This window comes from Streptomyces maremycinicus (assembly GCF_001184025.1).
In the GTDB taxonomy this organism is placed as follows: domain Bacteria; phylum Actinomycetota; class Actinomycetes; order Streptomycetales; family Streptomycetaceae; genus Streptomyces; species Streptomyces maremycinicus.
The window spans coordinates 83,138-99,214 of record NZ_BBYG01000010.1; the positions used below are offsets into that span (position 1 = coordinate 83,138).

The 16,077-nt window shown below is 68.2% G+C and carries 13 protein-coding genes; 4 read left to right on the forward strand and 9 right to left on the reverse strand.

Annotation, left to right across the window (positions count from 1 at the left end; all coding sequences use genetic code 11):
• Positions 1 to 58: 58 nt before the first annotated feature.
• The 4 genes from AOQ37_RS07935 to dctA all read right to left on the reverse strand — a co-directional run bounded on the left by AOQ37_RS07935 (position 59) and on the right by dctA (position 4,776).
• Positions 59 to 1,141, reverse strand: coding sequence for a tartrate dehydrogenase (locus tag AOQ37_RS07935; protein WP_062642657.1), 1,083 nt, complete (start codon positions 1,139 to 1,141; stop codon positions 59 to 61).
• A gap of 129 nt (positions 1,142 to 1,270) precedes the next feature.
• Positions 1,271 to 2,170, reverse strand: coding sequence for a LysR family transcriptional regulator (locus AOQ37_RS07940; protein ID WP_062642659.1), 900 nt, complete (start codon positions 2,168 to 2,170; stop codon positions 1,271 to 1,273).
• Between the two features lie 72 nt (positions 2,171 to 2,242).
• Positions 2,243 to 3,376 carry a glycerate kinase gene (locus tag AOQ37_RS07945; protein WP_062642661.1) on the reverse strand — a complete coding sequence of 378 codons (1,134 nt, stop codon included), beginning with the start codon at positions 3,374 to 3,376 and terminating at the stop codon, positions 2,243 to 2,245.
• The gene (dctA, locus tag AOQ37_RS07950) at positions 3,376 to 4,776 is read right to left on the reverse strand and encodes a C4-dicarboxylate transporter DctA (RefSeq protein ID WP_062642663.1); all 1,401 of its coding nucleotides are present in this window, start codon (positions 4,774 to 4,776) and stop codon (positions 3,376 to 3,378) included. Before dctA ends, AOQ37_RS07945 begins: the two co-directional genes overlap by 1 nt.
• 978 nt (positions 4,777 to 5,754) lie before the next feature.
• On the opposite strand from dctA, the gene AOQ37_RS07955 reads away from it, so the two are divergent.
• From AOQ37_RS07955 to AOQ37_RS38490, 4 genes are all read left to right on the forward strand, one after another.
• Complete coding sequence (locus tag AOQ37_RS07955) at positions 5,755 to 6,255, forward strand: nuclear transport factor 2 family protein (RefSeq protein ID WP_062642665.1); 501 nt, start codon at positions 5,755 to 5,757, stop codon at positions 6,253 to 6,255.
• A 53-nt stretch (positions 6,256 to 6,308) separates the two neighbouring features.
• Positions 6,309 to 7,607 (forward strand): acyl-CoA dehydrogenase family protein, encoded by a 1,299-nt coding sequence (locus tag AOQ37_RS07960; protein ID WP_062642668.1) that lies wholly within the window; start codon positions 6,309 to 6,311, stop codon positions 7,605 to 7,607.
• A gap of 32 nt (positions 7,608 to 7,639) precedes the next feature.
• On the forward strand, positions 7,640 to 9,034 hold the full coding sequence (locus tag AOQ37_RS07965; protein WP_159401318.1) for an MFS transporter: 1,395 nt from the start codon (positions 7,640 to 7,642) through the stop codon (positions 9,032 to 9,034).
• Between the two features lie 770 nt (positions 9,035 to 9,804).
• Complete coding sequence (locus AOQ37_RS38490) at positions 9,805 to 10,047, forward strand: SDR family oxidoreductase (RefSeq protein WP_078890076.1); 243 nt, start codon at positions 9,805 to 9,807, stop codon at positions 10,045 to 10,047.
• Positions 10,048 to 10,263: 216 nt separating this feature from the next.
• On the opposite strand, the gene AOQ37_RS07970 is transcribed toward AOQ37_RS38490, so the two are convergent.
• From AOQ37_RS07970 to AOQ37_RS07990, 5 genes are all read right to left on the reverse strand, one after another.
• Entirely contained in the window at positions 10,264 to 10,878 is a 615-nt protein-coding gene (locus tag AOQ37_RS07970; RefSeq protein ID WP_062642672.1) for a TetR/AcrR family transcriptional regulator, read from the reverse strand.
• Between the two features lie 62 nt (positions 10,879 to 10,940).
• On the reverse strand, positions 10,941 to 11,894 hold the full coding sequence (locus tag AOQ37_RS07975) for an ABC transporter ATP-binding protein (protein WP_063781131.1): 954 nt from the start codon (positions 11,892 to 11,894) through the stop codon (positions 10,941 to 10,943).
• Positions 11,887 to 13,833 carry a dipeptide/oligopeptide/nickel ABC transporter permease/ATP-binding protein gene (locus tag AOQ37_RS07980; RefSeq protein WP_062642675.1) on the reverse strand — a complete coding sequence of 649 codons (1,947 nt, stop codon included), beginning with the start codon at positions 13,831 to 13,833 and terminating at the stop codon, positions 11,887 to 11,889. Before AOQ37_RS07980 ends, AOQ37_RS07975 begins: the two co-directional genes overlap by 8 nt.
• Entirely contained in the window at positions 13,830 to 14,771 is a 942-nt protein-coding gene (locus AOQ37_RS07985) for an ABC transporter permease (protein WP_062642677.1), read from the reverse strand. Before AOQ37_RS07985 ends, AOQ37_RS07980 begins: the two co-directional genes overlap by 4 nt.
• 17 nt (positions 14,772 to 14,788) lie before the next feature.
• Positions 14,789 to 16,075, reverse strand: a complete 1,287-nt coding sequence (locus AOQ37_RS07990) for an acyl-CoA dehydrogenase family protein (protein ID WP_062643541.1) — start codon at positions 16,073 to 16,075, stop codon at positions 14,789 to 14,791.
• Between the last annotated feature and the right edge of the window lie 2 nt (positions 16,076 to 16,077).

Here is a 16,077-nt window from a genome sequence, read left to right on the forward strand (position 1 = left end):
CTGACGGCGCCGGGGCGCCACCGCCCTTCGGGACGGGGATCCCCGGCCGCCTCAGCTGTTAGGCGTTGAGCGCGTCGATGAGGGCCTTGGTGACCTCCTCCGTGGAGGCCGTGCCGCCGACGTCGCGGGTGAGGATGCCCGCGCCCGTGGTTGTCTCGATGGCCTTGTTCAGTCGGGCGGCCTGGTCGGGCAGGCCGAAGTGGTCCAGCATCAGGGCGGCGCTGCCGACCGCGCCGATCGGGTTGGCCAGTCCCTGTCCGGCGATGTCCGGGGCGGAGCCGTGGACGGGCTCGAACATGCTGGGGAAGCGGCGCTCGGGGTTGAGGTTGGCGCTGGCGGCGAGGCCCAGGCTGCCGGCCAGGGCGCTGCCGAGGTCGGAGAGGATGTCGGCGTTGAGGTTGGAGGCGACGACGACCGAGAGGTCCTCCGGCTTCAGCACGAACTTCGCGGACATCGCGTCGACCAGGACGCTCTCCGTCTCCACGTCCGGGTAGTCCAGAGCGACGCGCTTGAAGACGTCGTCCCACAGGACCATGCCGTACTGCTGCGCGTTGCTCTTCGTCACCGACGAGACCTTGCGGCGGTCGCGCGTGCGGGCCAGGTCGAACGCGAACCGCATGATCCGCTCGCAGCCGACCTCGGTGAACAGGGCGGACTGGACGGCGACTTCACCGCCCGGTCCGCGGCCGCCGAGGTTGCGACCGCCCAGTCCGGCGTATTCGCCCTCGCTGTTCTCGCGGACGACGACCCAGTCCAGCTCGGTGTCGTCGGCCTTGCGCAGCGGGCTCTGCACGCCGGGCAGGAAGTGCACGGGGCGGACGTTGGCCCACTGGTCGAAGTTCTGGCAGATCTTCAGACGCAGGCCCCACAGGCTGATGTGGTCGGGGACGTTCGGCCAGCCGACGGCCCCGAAGTAGATGGCGTCGAAGGGCTTGAGCTGCTCCAGGCCGTCGTCGTCCATCATCTTGCCGGTGCGCTCGTAGAACTCGCAGCCCCAGGGGAATTCCTGCCACTCGAAGGCGAACGCCCCCTGGGAGTCTGCGGCCAGCGCGTCCAGTACGGCGCGGCCCGCGGCCACGACCTCGGCGCCGACACCGTCGGCGGGGATGGCGGCGATACGGAAAGTGCGGGTTGTGGTCACGAGGAGCCTCCGGTGGCGTCTGCTGCTTCGACGACTTCGAGTCAACCCAGTGGTGCCGTGTCCCGTCCAAGACCTGCTTTCGATACGACCCATAGGTGCAGCCGATAGGTTTGGCCGCCGGATTCGTCGTCAGGTCTCGCGCGCCCGGCGCTGGGCCAGTGAGCTCGTGAGGGTGAGGAAGGCGCGGGCGGCCGGGGTCAGGTGCGCGGGCAGGCTGACCATCGCCACATGCAGGTGGGCGGTCGGTTCGATGGGGGCCACCACGGCGCCGCAGCGCCGGGCCAGCCGGGTCCAGGAGGAGGGCAGGACGGCGACGCCGACCCCGGTCAGGACCAGGGGCAGGATGGAGGTGCGGTGGTCGACGACGGTCACGATCTGCGTGCCGGACCCCCCGGCGGTGACGTCGTCGACGATGCTGCGCATCAGACTGCCGGTGCGGGAGGCGATGAGTTTTTGCCCGGCGAGATCCTCGGGCCGGATCGTCACGTCGTCCTCGATCACCCCGCCGGGGGCGGCTACGACCACGAACGGCTGGTCCTCGACGTGCAGGACGTCCAGGCCGGACGGGCTCATCGGGGTGGCGCTGCCCAGCAGGCCCAGTTCGCAGGCGCCGTTGCGGACCAGGGACACGACCTCGTCAGGGGTGAAGGCGGCCTGCGTGCTCACCGTGACGGACGGGTGCAGTTCGGCGAACCGGTGGATGAGGGTCGTGAGCGGTTCGATGCCGGGGGAGGGCATGGTGGCGACCTCGACGGTGCCGCCGTGCAGCCCGGCAAGAGCGGCGGCGGTGTCGCGTACGGCCGTCATGTCCCGCAGCACGCGCCGGCTCGGCTCCAGCAGCTCCGTGCCGGCCTCGCTGAGCACGACCCCGCGGCCGACCCGGTGGAAGAGGGCCACTCCGAGGTCGGCCTCCAGGTTCGCCATGGCCTGCGACAGCGACGGCTGGGCCACGTGCAGGGCGGCGGCCGCCTTGCTGAAACCGCCGTGCTCGACGATGGCCAGGAAGTACTCCAACTGCCGGGCGTCCACGGTGCCTCCCGGGGCGTGCTGTGCTGCGACAGGATCAACCTATCCGCCCACGGGCCTGAGCCCGGCCCGCCGCTACCCGCGTCCGAGCCAGTGGTCGGCGAGAGTCCGCCCGCACTGCGCGAGCAGCCGCGCGGACAGGGCGCTGTCGTTCGCGCAGTCCTGCTCGGTCAGATCCGTCAGGGCCTGGACGGAGCGGAAGTGGGCGATGGTCCGCTCGGCGGGCAGGGCGCAGCGGCCGGCGACGGCGTGCACCGCGACGCCCTGCCGACGGGCCCGCCGGGCGAGCGCGACGGGGAGCTTGCCCGACAGGGACTGCTCGTCGAGGCTGCCCTCTCCGGTGACGACGAAGTCGGCGCCCGCGAGCAGCTCGTCTGCCCCCAGCAGGGTCAGGAAGTAGTCGGCGCCCGAGCACACCCGCCCTCCGAGCAGCGTCCCGGCGTATCCGAGTCCGCCGGCCGACCCGGCCCCGGGGGATCGGGCGAGACGGGCCGCGTCCGCGACACCGGACGCCTCCAGCCGTCGTACGAACGTACCCAGGGCGTCGTCCAGTTCGCGCACCTCGGTCTCGGCCGCCCCTTTCTGAGGGCCGTAGACGGCGGCCGCGCCCGTCGGTCCGAGCAGGGGGTTGTCCACGTCGGTGGCGAGGACGAGGTCGATCCCGGCCAGGGCGGCGCGGGCTTCGGTGAGGTCGACCGTGTGGAGGTCGGCGAGTCCGCGGCCGCCGGGGCCGACCGGCGTGCCGTCCTCGCGGGCCAGCACTGCGCCGAGGGACTGCAACAGGCCCGCGCCGCCGTCGGTGGTGGCCACCCCGCCCAGCGCGAGGACGATCGTGTCCGCCCCGCCCGCCAGCGCGTACTGGACGGCCTGGCCGATGCCGCGGCTGGTGGCCGTGAGCGGTGCCTTGCGGCCGTCCGGCAGGACGCCGAGTCCGCAGACGGCCGCTGCTTCGATGAGGACGGTACGGCCGTGCACGGCCACGCGGGCCGTCAGGGGCTGTCCGGTCGGCCCGGTCACGACGACCGTCTCGGAGCTGAACCGGCCCGAGCAGGCCGCGGCCACGCTCCCCTCTCCGCCGTCGGCCAGCGCGAGCCGGCTGACCCGTGCGTGCGGGGCACCTTTCAGCAGCCCGCGCTCCAGGGCGCGGGCGACCTCGTCGGCGCTGAGGGAGCCCTTGAACTTGTCCGGGGCGATCAGTACCGACAGCATCAGGGCGTCACCTCGGCGGGTTGCGCGGCGGGCGACGCCAAGGTCGGCCGACTCTGGTGCTCCTCGGCCTCGATGATCAAGGGTGGATCTCCGGCCTTGCCCGACAGCACCGCCCGGGCCCGCTCCACGTCCAGGCCGTTCTCCCACTTGGCGACGAACAAGGTGGCCACGGCGTTGCCGAAGAAGTTCACCAGCGCCCGGCACTCCGACATGAACTTGTCGATGCCGAAGATGAGCATGATGCCTGCCGCCGGCACGGAGCCGACCGTCGACAGGGTCGCGGTCAGTGCGATGAAACCACCGCCCGCGACGCCCGCCGCACCCTTCGACGTCAGCAACATGACGGCCAGCAGGCCGAGTTGCTGGCCGATGGAGAGAGACGTGTCGGTGGCCTGGGCGATGTACAGGGTGGCCAGCGAGAGGTAGATCGCCGCGCCGTCCAGGTTGAAGCTGTAGCCGGTCGGCACGACCAGGCCGACCGTGGACCGCTCCGCGCCCATGAACTGCAGCTTGCGCATCAGCCCGGGCAGAGCGGGCTCGGCGGTCGAGGTGCCGAGTATCAGCCAGAACTCCTCCTTGAAGTAGCGGAAGAGCTGGAAGATGTTCAGCCGCACATACAGGGCGAGCACCCCGCCGAGCACCACCACGACGAACAGGGCCGAGGTGACGTAGAAGAGGATGATCAGCGAGCCCAGGCTGGTCAGCGTGGACAGGCCGAACTTCCCGATGGCGTAGGACATCGCGCCGAAAGCGCCCAGCGGCGCGGCCTTCATGACGAAGGACAGCACCTTGAAGACGACCTCGGTCAGCCGGCCGACGCCCGCGATGATCGGCTCACCCGTCTTCCCCACCAGCTTCAGCGCAGTGCCGAAGACCACCGCCAGGAAGATCACCTGGAGGATTTTGCCCTCGACGAACGGGCCGAAGAAGCTGTTCGGCACGATGTTGGTGAGGAACTCCCACCAGTGCTGGTGCTCGCCCGTCTCGACGTACTGGCTCGCGTCGCCCGAGGTCTGAAGCGTGGCTGGGTCGGCGTGCACGCCGTCACCGAGCCGGAAGATGTTGATCGCCACCAGGCCCGTCAGCAGGGCGATGATCGTGCCGACCTGGAAGTAGGTCAGCGCTTTGATGCCGGTGCGGCCGACCTTCTTCAGGTCCGCGACGCCGGCTATGCCGCCGATGATCGTCAAAAAGACGATCGGTCCGATCAGCATCTTCATCGCGGTGATGAACGTCGTGCCGATCGGCTCCATGTCGGTGGCCAGTTCCGGCCACTTCCAGCCCAGCACGATGCCGATCACGATCGCCACCAGCACCTGGACGTACAACTGCCGGTACCACGGTTTGGCCGCGATACGCGCGGCTTGTGCGGCTCGCTCGTTGCCCGGGGTCTGCGTCATTGCAACCTCCTTGATCGCGCGATACCGAGCCCGATCGGCACGCGCCAGCTTTGGGCCACAGTGAACCGGGGACGGGTGAGGGGGTCCACGACCAAAAATCGATGCCCTGAATAGGCGGAGCCTATGAATTCCTCTCCCGCAGGCTGACCGTTGGCTGTCCAGGGCTCGCGCGGTATCGGTTCGAGTATGCCGTTCTGCTGGCCCCCCCGGTATGCCTGGTCGTTCCCGGGGCGAGCGTTGCGAAGGTTGCGTCCAGCAGGTTGCTGAGATTCAGGTGGCCGTCCGTGGCGGTCCACTGTTCGACGGCGATGTTCAGCCAGTTCAAGGCGGCGGCTGAGGACACCAGGAAGTCCATGGTGACCTGGCTCGGACGGCCGCGGGCGATCGGCGAGGATGCCGCGGCAGGGGGCCGGCACTTCAAGGCGGCGGGCCTGCAGGGCCACGGAGTCGTCGATGGCGACGGGTCAGGGCGAGCCTGTTGGCCGTGCTGTCGAAGCAGGGCCTGGCGAGGGCGTCCAGTGCGTGCCGCGCGCTGTCCAGTCGTCCTCGTCGGCAGGGCAGGCACGCAGCACTCCGGCTGGAAGCGGAAGCGGGCCCAGGCGCGATTGCAATGCACTCGGGCGGCCTGCAGAAGGTGTCACCGCTTCGTCGTGAGCGCGATGAAGACGTGCCAGAGCCCGGCGGCCTGCCTGTTCAGCGGCAGGTCTTGGGCCCAGATCGCGCAGCTGGACGGCTCGGAGAGTCGGCCGGGCGCAGCGCGAGGACGGTCGACCTCTTTACGGATTACTGCACTGGACCGTACAGTGCAGTTCGTGCAAGGTTGACGCGGCGACGGCTGCACCCGTCGCCGAATGGACCCTGCCCCCCTGGCCGAACGGGTTTCGAGGCGCACCGTGGGCCAGCCGAGTCGATCGCGCGGCCTGAAGAGTTCCGGCTGGCGATCGAACTGGACCGACCAGTACTGGAGCTAATAGTTCGATGAGTGAATTCACTGTTGCGGCTGGAGTCGCAACCATCACCGACCCTGATCTTTTCTCGACCTGGCCAGACCGGCCGGACTATTTCGAGGCGCTGGCGGCGTCGCCCGATCCGGCAGTCACGGCGAAGAAACGGCTGGTCATAGAGTTCGAGGCCGCGCTGGCACGTCTGGTGGTGTCGGGCAGGATCGACAAGGAAATCGACGCTGTACTCGAACGCTTCATCGCGGACGACTACGTCCAGCACGATCCCAACATCCCGGAGAACGGTCGAGCCGCGCTGGCCGCCTCTTTCCGGATGATGCCGTCGGTCGGAGACGTGCCGCCTCCGCCGGTTTCCCTGGTCGTGGAGAACGACCTGGTCTGTCTGCTCATGCAGAAACCGCTGCCCGATCCGTCGGATCCCGCATCGACCTACGACTGGTTCATCCCGACGATCTTCCGTGTCCGGGACGGAAAGCTCGCCGAGCACTGGGGAGCTTTCAAGAAGGGCACGCCGTAAAAGCTTTCCGTCTGCATTCCAGGCAAGGTAATCCGTAGTAGTCGAGGAGCAACATGTCTGACAATTCTGCGTTTTTTGCCGCTGGCGCCGGGGTCCCGGCAAAGGCGGAAGGCGAGCGCGAATCGGAATTCCTCAGCCCGGCAGGGAAAAAGATCCGGGACGAGATTACGGGAATGGTCCCGTTGCTTCGGCGCAACGCGCTGGAGGGCGAGGAGCTTGGAGCGCTTCCGCCGGAGACACTCGAAGCCATGCACCACGCCGGGGTTTTCAAGATCACCCTCCCGGAGGAAGTGGGCGGCTACGAGCTGGGCGCGCGGGACATCATCGAGATCGTCGCCGAGCTCGGAAGGGGAGACGGCTCGGCGGGATGGACCGTCATCGTGTCGAGTGCCATCCGCAACTCCCTGGGCTTTCCGCAACAGGCCGTCGACGAGATCTTCGCCCTGCGCGACACCTGGGTGGGCCCGCTGATGTTCGGCGCGTCGGTGCTGTCCACCAGCGTCGGGTCGGCCCGCCGTGTGGACGGCGGCTTCATGGTCAGTGGCAAGTGGTCGTTCGGCAGCAGCTGCAAACACGCCGCGTGGGGAGCGGTGGGGGTGGAGTACGAGGAGAGCCCCGGCCGGCATCGCCGCGGAATGGCCGTCCTGTCGCGTGACCAGTTCCTGATTCTGGACGACTGGAAGGTCATGGGCCTGAAGGGCACCTCCAGCAACAGCGTCACCGTGGACGGCGAGGCCTTCGTCCCCGAGCACCGCTTCGTGCACACATCTGACCTGCCCAAAATCATGGACACCCTTCGGGAGCGCTTCGGCGGGCGGGCATTCGGCGGCGCCGTGGCACTGATGGTGAGCACGACGGCGAGCTTCGCCGCGCTGGCCCTGGGCATGGCGCGGGGCACGCTGGAATGTTTCGTCGAGCAGGCCAAGTCCCGCAAGCCGTTCAATCTGCCGTATCCGACGGTTGCGGACATGCCGTCGGCCCAGGTCACCGCCGGCAAGGCACGGGCGATCATCAACGCCGCCGCGGCCGTCGTCCACCTGCACGCCGACGAGGTGGACCGGCGGGCGCTGCGCGGCCAGGACTTCCACCCCGCCGAGGAACCCGAGATCACCATGGACCTCGTCCATGCCATCCACCAGTGTGGCCAGGTGATTGACATGCTCCAGCTCGCGCTGGGGTCTTCCACGGTGGCTCTGAAGAACCCGATTCAGCGCTTCGTACGCGATATGCGCGTCCTGGCCACACATGGTGCGCTCCGGCTCGACCCCATGGCGGAGATCAACGGTCGGAACATTCTCGGACTCGCGCCCTTCCCCCTGCTCGCAGCGTTCGAGCCGCCCACCGCCGGCTGACGGCGAACGACGAAAAGCAAAAGAGGACAATGATGTCCGAGCATCCGAACGCACCGAATCCGGAGCCGTCTCACTTCGCCGCTCCCGCCGCGTTGAATTCGCGCTCAATATCCACATACTTCTCGTCGATGGGCATGTATCCGAAGCAGGCATGGAAAGCCATGATCGCCTGCGGTGTCGCGATGATGCTGAGCCCCGCCGGGGTATTGGCCGCAACCACGACATTCTTCGTCGGTCCTATTTCCAAGGAATTCGGCTGGACGGAGTCCGCGACCCTGACCCTGTTCTCACTGCCGCTTCTGGTCGTGCCCTTCGTGCTGCCGTTCGGGGGCCGATGGGTGGACCGATGGGGCGTGAGAAAGGTCGCTGTTCCGGCCGTCGTGTTCTACGGCCTCACCACGGCCGCGGCGTCCCTCGTGGGGGCGAGCCGACTCGCGTTGGGCGCGATCCTGATCGTTTCGATGGTATTCGGCTACATCGGCTGCGTGGTCGTCGTCTTCAAGGTGGTGCTGGTGTGGTTCCCCCACCACAGAGGCATCGGGTTCGCCTCGGTCGGTGTGGTGGCGAGCTTGGCGGGCTCCGTGTTCTCCCCTCTGTCCGAGCAACTGATCAGCAATGTCGGCTGGCGGGCCACCTTCGTCCTGCTGGGCGTGGCCGTCCTCCTGGTCGTCGCGCCGGCCCAGATGTTCCTGCTGTCCGAACCGGACCCGGACCAGCAGACCAGCAGTGTCCCTGCCTTCCCGGAAGGCGGGCGGGACACCGGGCCGGTGCCCGCCGAATTGCCGGGCGTGCCGTTGCGGAAGGCCGTCCGCAGTCGAGCGTGGCTGCTCAGCACGGTGATCTTCATGCTCGCGGGGGGCGCGGTGCTGAGCGTGTCGCAGAACGCCGTCTCTCTGCTCGGCGACCACGGATACTCCTCCGAGACCGTGTCACTGTCGTTGTCGGCGCAGTTCATCTCGTCGGTGGTCGGCCTGATCCTCGCCGGAGTGATACTCGACCGGGCGAGGTCGCCGTGGGTGATCGTGCCGTTCGTCGCGTGCGTCGTGCTCGCTCTGGTGCTCGTGATCAGCGTCTATGACACGGTGCCGGTGCTGTTCCTCGCGATGTGTCTGCTGGGTGTGGTCAGGGGCGCTGAATCGACGATCGGACCGTACCTGATCGCCCGGTACTTCGGCCCACGAGACTTCGCGCAACTGCAGGGCCTGACCCTCGGGATCACCATCCTCGCGATGGGCGTGATACCCGTCATCGTGCAGACGGCGGCGGAGCGGACATCGGGCTACAACGTCCCCCTCCTGGGCCTGATCGTCGCCTGCGCCGTCGCGCTCGCAATGTCTTTCTTCCTGCCGCGATATCCCGCCCCTGACGGCGAACCGGCCGCCCCGTCTGCTCGCGGCCTCGTCGCAGACCGAGTCCCGGACGCATGAACAACGCGCCCGCGCCATGCCGGAGACTCGACCGACGGGCCGGGAACAGGGGGTGTCTCCACGGTCGCTCCCGGCCCGGGACGACTACGAACCAGCGCGGTGCATGCCACTCCATGGTGTAGGCGCGTCCAGACTTTGGCAGGGCCCCGGCCGGTGAACGGCCGGGGCCCGTCTCGTCAGCCGTGCCGTGGCTCGCGTACGACCCCGATCGCTCCCGGTGTGAGCGTCGCTGAGCAGGGTGCCGGCTTGCCGGTGAGGAATTCGACTGAGTCCTGGGCGATGGGCACCGCCGCGCCGTGATGCCCGTGGTCGAACAGGAACACATAGTCCGCGGACGGGGATCGGCGACTCCCCACCTCGACGCCCTCTGGTGCCGTCCGGACCGGTTCCACGCCAGCCTCGGTGTAGATGGCGGTGAGGAGGGACGCGAGGGCGGTCGGGGCCGTGCATGGCCAGGTACCACTTCGTGCCCTTGTCGAGGAGGGCGGGAGTGCGGTGGCCTTTCGTGTTCGACCTCGGCGACGAAGCCTTCCGTCGAGTGGTTCGTGGAGCGACCGTCGCCGATTTCGGCGAGGTCGACGGTCTGTGCAACGTCGGGCGCGGCCCTCTCCGCGGAAGGGCTCGGCAGCGACCACGACCTGTTGGAGATGGACCCGGAGCGCTGGCGGCGGACCCTTGAGGTCAACCTGGTGGGCTACGCCCTCACCGGCGTCATCGTCAACACGCCCCCTCGGGCACGTCCTTGGGACGGGAATGGGCGGTAGCCCTGCCTGCGAGGCCTCCAAGCCGGCGTCAACTCCCTGACCCGGCACATCGCCAAGCGTTGGGGCAAGGAGGGCATCCGCTGCAATACCCTCACCCCCGGCTTGGTCATGCGGGAGACCCGGAAGAAGCAGAATGACAATGCCCTGGAGGTCGCTCTCAGCCTGCGCCTGGGCCGCCCCGCTGACATGGCCGGTGCCGTTGCCTTTCTCTTCGCCGACGACGCGGAGTGGATCGACGGACAGGCGTAGGCGATCTACGGAGGCATGAACCTGAGTGACTGAAGCGACCTGCAAGGAACCGCGGCCGGGCCGCGGCCTTTTTGCGTCAGCCGCAATTCACAGCGTCGGAGTGAACCTGCTGTGCGCACTACCAAGTGCCTGTGTCCATCCGTAGGTGTGACGTTGCTTCACAGTTGGCTTCTTTCTGCCGCACGGGGAAACTACAAGATCCTCGCCGGAGTCAAGCTAAAGGCGCGCTACGGGCAGCAGCCGGAGTAGCACGTCGTCCACGATGTGCGTGACGAACGCGTCGTCGACAGGCTCCTGCCACAGCACTCGGTGCAGGAGCATCGGCATCGCAATCTCGTCCACCAGAGACATGTCCGTGCGGGCGGGGAGCTCGCCCCGCGCGATGGCCCGTTCCAGGGGAAGCCGCCCGACGGCCTGGCCGGGTTCGCGGACCTGCGAGGCGACCGTGCGCATGAGCTCGTCGTTCCGCCGGGCGGCGGCGAGCAGCGCGACGACGAGGTCGGCATCCCTGGTCAGTTCCCTGGCGACCAGATTCAGCAGTGCGAGGAGGTCGCCGCGCAGCGTGCCGGTGTCGCCCGAGTCCTCGAGCTGCTTGGTGTTGTGCCGGACGGCGTCTACGACCATGGCGGCCTTGGAGTCCCAGCGCCGGTAGAGCGTTCCCTTGGACGCCCTGGCCTCGGCGGCGATGTCGTCGATCGTCACGCTGTCGTATCCCCTACGGGCGACCAGATCGAGGGCGACGTCGCGGATCTCGGCCGAACGGGGATCGTCGGCTTCGGGTTTCCAGGGAGTCGATCCCTCCGAACGGCGCCGCGATCGTGCGTTCACCATGACTGAGTTCATCCTTCCGAAGCATTCTGGGCAACATAGAGGGTAACGAAGACTGCATCCCGCTAGGCGGCGTCCGGGTAGCGGTGGCAGGCGACGTGGCCACCGTCGGCGGCCTGCTGTGGCGTGGGGTGTTGGGTGTGGCAGGTGTCGATGGCCAGCGGGCATTGGGCCGCGTAGCTGCAGCCTTCGCCTCCGGTCTGCTGCGCATCGGTTGTACCTACCCGTTGCGTGGCGATGGTTTCGGGGTGCAGCGTGGGTGTGGCGGCGACCAGTGTCTGGGTGTAGGGGTGGCGGGGGCGGCGGGTGACGACGTCGACCGGGCCGGTCTCCAGTAGTTGGCCGCGATAGAGAACGGCGACATGGTCCGACATGTAGCGGATCACGTCCAGGTCGTGGCCGATGAACAGATAGCTGACGCCAGTGTCGCGTTGCACGTCGCGAAGCAGGTTGAGGATCTGAGCCTGGATGGACACGTCGAGCGCGCTGACCGCTTCGTCGCAGATGATGAGCTCGGGACTGCTGATCAGGGCGCGGGCGATGGCGACGCGCTGACGCTGACCGCCGGAGAGCCGGCCCGGGTAGCGTGCGGCGATCGCGGGGTCGAGGCCGACCTTCTCCAGCAGTCCGTCGAGGTGCTGCCGGGCGTCGGCGCGGGGCAGGCGCCTCTGGTCGGGGAGGGCTTCGAGGAGGCTTGCGGCGATGGGTAGGGCCGGATTGAGCGAGCTGTACGGGTCCTGGAACACTGCCCGGATCCGCCCGGCGGTCCGGTGTCGCTGCCGAGGGCTCGCGCCCGCGAGGTCCTGGCCGTTGAACACGATCCGACCGGCCGCGGTCGGCGCCAAGCCGAGAATCGCGCGACCGATGGTGGTCTTGCCGGAGCCGCTCTCGCCGACGAGCCCCAGGGTCTTCCCGTGGTCGATGGTGAGGGCCACGTCGGAGACCGCCCGTACCGTTCGTCGGCCGACGCGGTAGTCCACGGCCAGATCCGTCACCTCCAGCACCCGGCTGCTAGACATCGCTTCCCTCCTTGGTCGCGATGGTGCTCGATATGCCCGACGCCTTGGCCAGCTCGCCGGTCCGCAGGCAGCGGCTGACGTGGTTGCCGTCGAGCGATTCCCAGGCGACGGGACCGGCGGTGCACTGCGGCAGGCTGTGTTCGCAGCGGGCTGCGAACCGGCATCCGGTGGGCCATGTCCCGGGGGCCGGAACCTGTCCGGGAATGGCGGGGAGCCGCTGACCTTCGGTGGCCGAGGCGGGACGGCAGGCCAGCAGCGCCCGGGTGTAGGGGTGAGCGGGCGCGGTGACGAGCTGCTCGACTTCCCCCTGTTCGAGTAGTTGCCCGGCGTACATCACCATGGCTCGCCGGCACACCTGGGCGACGACCGCCCAGTCGTGGCTGACCAGCAACACCGCCATGCCGAGCCGCTGTTGCAGTTCGCGCAGCAGAGCCAGGATCTGCGCCTGCACGGTGACGTCCAGCGCGGTGGTCGGCTCGTCGGCGATCAGCAGCATGGGCCCGGCGGCGATGGCGCGGGCGATGGCGACCCGTTGTGCCATTCCACCGGACAGCTGGTGCGGATACCGACGTGCCACGGCGGCCGGGTCGGGGATGTGGACCATCTCCAGCAGCTCGATCACCCGGTCGCGGGCCTGTGCTCGCGTCAGGTCGCTGTGCGTACGGACGACCTGGCGCAGCAGCGTTCCGACGCGCATGACGGGGTCCAGTGCCGCCATCGGCTCCTGACCGACGTAACCTACGCACTTTCCCCGGTACGCGGCCATCTGGCGGGCGGAAAAGCCGGTCACGTCTTGATTGTCGAACCAGATCTCACCCCCGGTCACCCGGCCCCCGTCGGGCAGCAACCCGAGGATGGCCTTGGCTACCGAGGTTTTGCCGCACCCTGATTCGCCCACCAGACCCACTGCCTCTCCCGGTGCGATGGCGAACTCCAGCCCGCTGACCGTCGGTGTTTCCCGACCGGCCTCGCCGAACCCGATCGACAGTTCGTGGGCCACCAACAGATCCGGGCCATCGGCGTCGGCGGTGGCACGGGGTTCCTGGGGAAGCTGGGCCGTCACCGCGTTCGGCGCGGCGCTGCGGCGTCGCCTGGCCGTGCTGGTGACATCGCCGGTCCATGCCTGCACCCTGGCATCCCGTATTGCATCCCCGACGAAGCCCAGGCACACCGTGACCAGTGCCACCGTGCCACCGGAGGCCAGCAGCAGCCAGCCGTTCGACGCGAGCACCTGCGACCCTTCGGAGATCATCGATCCCCAGGTGGGGTTCGGCGGCTTCGGTCCGAAGCCCAGGTACGCCAACCCCACCGACATCTGCAGCGCCATCGCCGAGACGAGCGTCGCCTGTACAAGCACCGGCCCGGCCACGCGCGGCAGCACATGCCGGACCATGATCCTCAGCGCCGAGAGCCCGGACACCCGTGCCGCGTCGACGAACAACTCCCCGCGAACCGCCAGCACCGGAGCACGGACGCTCCGCACGGTGAAAGGCACCATCAGCAGACCCAGCACGATCATCACTGCGAGGAAGTTCTGCTGGAAGACCGAGAGAACGACGATGACCACGACCAGTACCGGGATGGCCAACCCCACGTCGGTGATCGACATGATCACGCGGTCGGTCCAGCCGCCGAGGTAACCCGAGAGCAACCCGGCCGCCACCCCCACCACGAGCGTCACCGCCGCGACCACTGCGGCGTACATCAGCGAGACCCTGCCTCCGTACAGCAGGCGGCTGAACGTGTCGCGCCCGAGCTGGTCGGTGCCCAGCCAGTGCGCCGCGCTCGGCGCCTGCAGACTCGCCGAGTAGTCAACCTGGTTCGGCTGATGTGTCGCCACCAGTGGTGCGGCCACGCAGGCCAACAGGATCAGCGCCAACAGGATCAGCGTCACCAGCGCGGCCGGCCGGCGGATCAGCCCCGCCACCGTTCCGGTCATGACAGCCTCGCTTTCGGGTTCAGCCAGCCATAGGCCAGATCGATCAGCAGGTTCACCAGGACGACGATGACGCAGAACACCACGACGATCCCCTGCAGCGTTGTCAGATCCCCGGACTGTGCCGAGGAAACGGCCAGGCTGCCCAGACCCGGCAGCACGAACACCGACTCCACCAGCACCGTCCCGCCCAGCATGCCGACGAAGAACACGCCGACCAGGGTCACCACCGGGATCGCCGCGTTGCGCAGCCCGTGCCGGAGCACGATCCGGCGCTCGGGCATGCCGTCGGCCCGCAGCGCCATGATGAACTCACGCCCCATCACCTCACGCAGCGAATCCCGGGTCTGCTTGGCGATCCCGGTCAGCCCCACCGCCGCGAGTGCGGCCACCGGCAGCACAAGCGACCGCGCCCACCCTGACGGCGACTGCGACAAGTCCACGTAGCCCGTGGCCGGGAACCAGTGCAGCTTCACCGCCAGCAGGTCGACCAGCACGAGACCCAGCCAGAAGTTGGGGATGGAGAAGCCGAGCATCGCCAGGCCATCGATCACCCGGCCCACCACGCCCTCGCGCAACGCGCTCACGGTTCCCAGCGCCACCCCCAGAATCGCCGACGCCAGCGTCCCCACGATCACCAGGGCCAGCGTCACCGGCAACCGCGCGGACACCGTCGAACCCACCGCCTCAGAGGTTGTCAGAGACGTGCCCAGATTCCCCGTGATCGCATGCGAAAGCCAATTCCAGTACTGCTCCCACAACGGCTGGGTCAGCCCGAGTTGCCGCTCAAGCGCGGTCACACTGGCGGGTGTGGCCGATGACCCGAGAATCGTTTCCGCTGCGTTCCCGGGGGCCAACGAGGTCAGCACGAAGGACAGCACGGAAACCACGAGCAGCAAGGGAATCGCCAACAACAGCCGCCGGACCACCAGTCGCATCATCGCAACTCACCGTCCTGTCAGCCGACGTTGGGCAGTCCGCCGGCGAACATCCCGACGGACTCGAGGCCGAACACATCGCGACCGTTGATCTCGGCCATCGGGTCGAAGCGGATCGCCCCATGAGTACTCAGTACTCGCAGGTCGCGAGCGAACCGCTGGATCGGGTTCTTCAGACTTACGGTGGATGAGCCAAGCGCGATCTGCATCATGTCGACCGCGTCGGCACAGAGCCGGATCGCGTAGATGAGGTCCATATGCAGCTCGCTGGCCTCGTCCTCGGTGAAGTCCTCACCCAACACGCTCCGCCGGTCGACAGCGTCCGCGTGGCGCTCCATCACCGCCTGGGCAGCGTTGATCATCGCCCGCGTCTTGCCAGCCGTGACCTGCGTCGACGGCGTCTCGGCGACGGTCGGGTACGGCAGATTGAACGGCTTGCGGGCCGGTGCCTGCTCGGCGAAGCATTCCAGCGCCCCCCTGGCCATGCCGAGGGCGTTCGCAGCGCTGCTCAGCGTGATCGCCAGCACCCTGCCTTGCGATCCCCACTTGAAGCCGAGGCCCTGGTACTTGCCGCGCAAACCGTCCATCAGCATCGGCAGATCGGACATCTTGATGAAGCGGTGGGCGGGGACGAACACCTCGGTCTCGGCCACGAGCGTGTTGCTGGACGTGGCGCACATGCCCATGACGTTCCAGTCATCAAGGATCGTGTACTGATCGCGCGAGAGGATCACCTGGCCGCGGCCGGGACCATTTTCGTCTTCGAACTCCACGCCGACCATCGCCCAGGCGGCATGCTTGCATCCGCTGCCGAATCCCCACTTCCCGCGAACCAGCCACCCGCCGTCCACCTTGCGCGCCGATCCGACCCGGGTGGCGAACAGCGAGGCGCCGACGAGCAACGGCCCGACCCAGCCGTCCGCGACGTCGTAGACCTCGTCGACAGCCTGCTGCGGGTAGGCGAGGGCCATCACATTGTTGCCCGTGGCGGCGGAGACGAGCCAGGCAGCCGAACCATCACCACGTCCCACGGTGGCGATGGCCTCGAGCATGTCGCGAGCGCCTACAGCGTGGCCGCCGAGCTCGATCGGGGTCGTCAGATGGAAGACGCCCGTCTCGGAGAGGGCGCGAACCGTTTCCGGAGTGAGTGCCCCGAGGCGCTCCGCCTCAGGGGCGGCCTCACGCATCAGCGGAATGAGCTTCGAAACCTCCTGAGTGATCCGCTGGCCGGTCTCGCTCAGGAATTCCGGCACATACCGAGTGGACACATCGCTCGGCGTCCGGTTCTCACCGGCAGTTGTCGTCATCA

Excerpts from the sequence above, each read along its gene's own strand:
- AOQ37_RS07985 (WP_062642677.1), bottom strand. The coding sequence starts at position 14,771 with ATGATGCGACTGGTGGTCCGGCGGCTGTTGTTGGCGATTCCCTTGCTG.
- AOQ37_RS07965 (WP_159401318.1), top strand. The coding sequence starts at position 7,640 with ATGTCCGAGCATCCGAACGCACCGAATCCGGAGCCGTCTCACTTCGCC.
- AOQ37_RS07955 (WP_062642665.1), top strand. The coding sequence starts at position 5,755 with ATGAGTGAATTCACTGTTGCGGCTGGAGTCGCAACCATCACCGACCCT.
- AOQ37_RS07970 (WP_062642672.1), bottom strand. The coding sequence starts at position 10,878 with ATGGTGAACGCACGATCGCGGCGCCGTTCGGAGGGATCGACTCCCTGG.
- AOQ37_RS07990 (WP_062643541.1), bottom strand. The coding sequence starts at position 16,075 with ATGACGACAACTGCCGGTGAGAACCGGACGCCGAGCGATGTGTCCACT.
- AOQ37_RS07980 (WP_062642675.1), bottom strand. The coding sequence starts at position 13,833 with ATGACCGGAACGGTGGCGGGGCTGATCCGCCGGCCGGCCGCGCTGGTG.
- AOQ37_RS07975 (WP_063781131.1), bottom strand. The coding sequence starts at position 11,894 with ATGTCTAGCAGCCGGGTGCTGGAGGTGACGGATCTGGCCGTGGACTAC.
- dctA (WP_062642663.1), bottom strand. The coding sequence starts at position 4,776 with ATGACGCAGACCCCGGGCAACGAGCGAGCCGCACAAGCCGCGCGTATC.
- AOQ37_RS07960 (WP_062642668.1), top strand. The coding sequence starts at position 6,309 with ATGTCTGACAATTCTGCGTTTTTTGCCGCTGGCGCCGGGGTCCCGGCA.
- AOQ37_RS07945 (WP_062642661.1), bottom strand. The coding sequence starts at position 3,376 with ATGCTGTCGGTACTGATCGCCCCGGACAAGTTCAAGGGCTCCCTCAGC.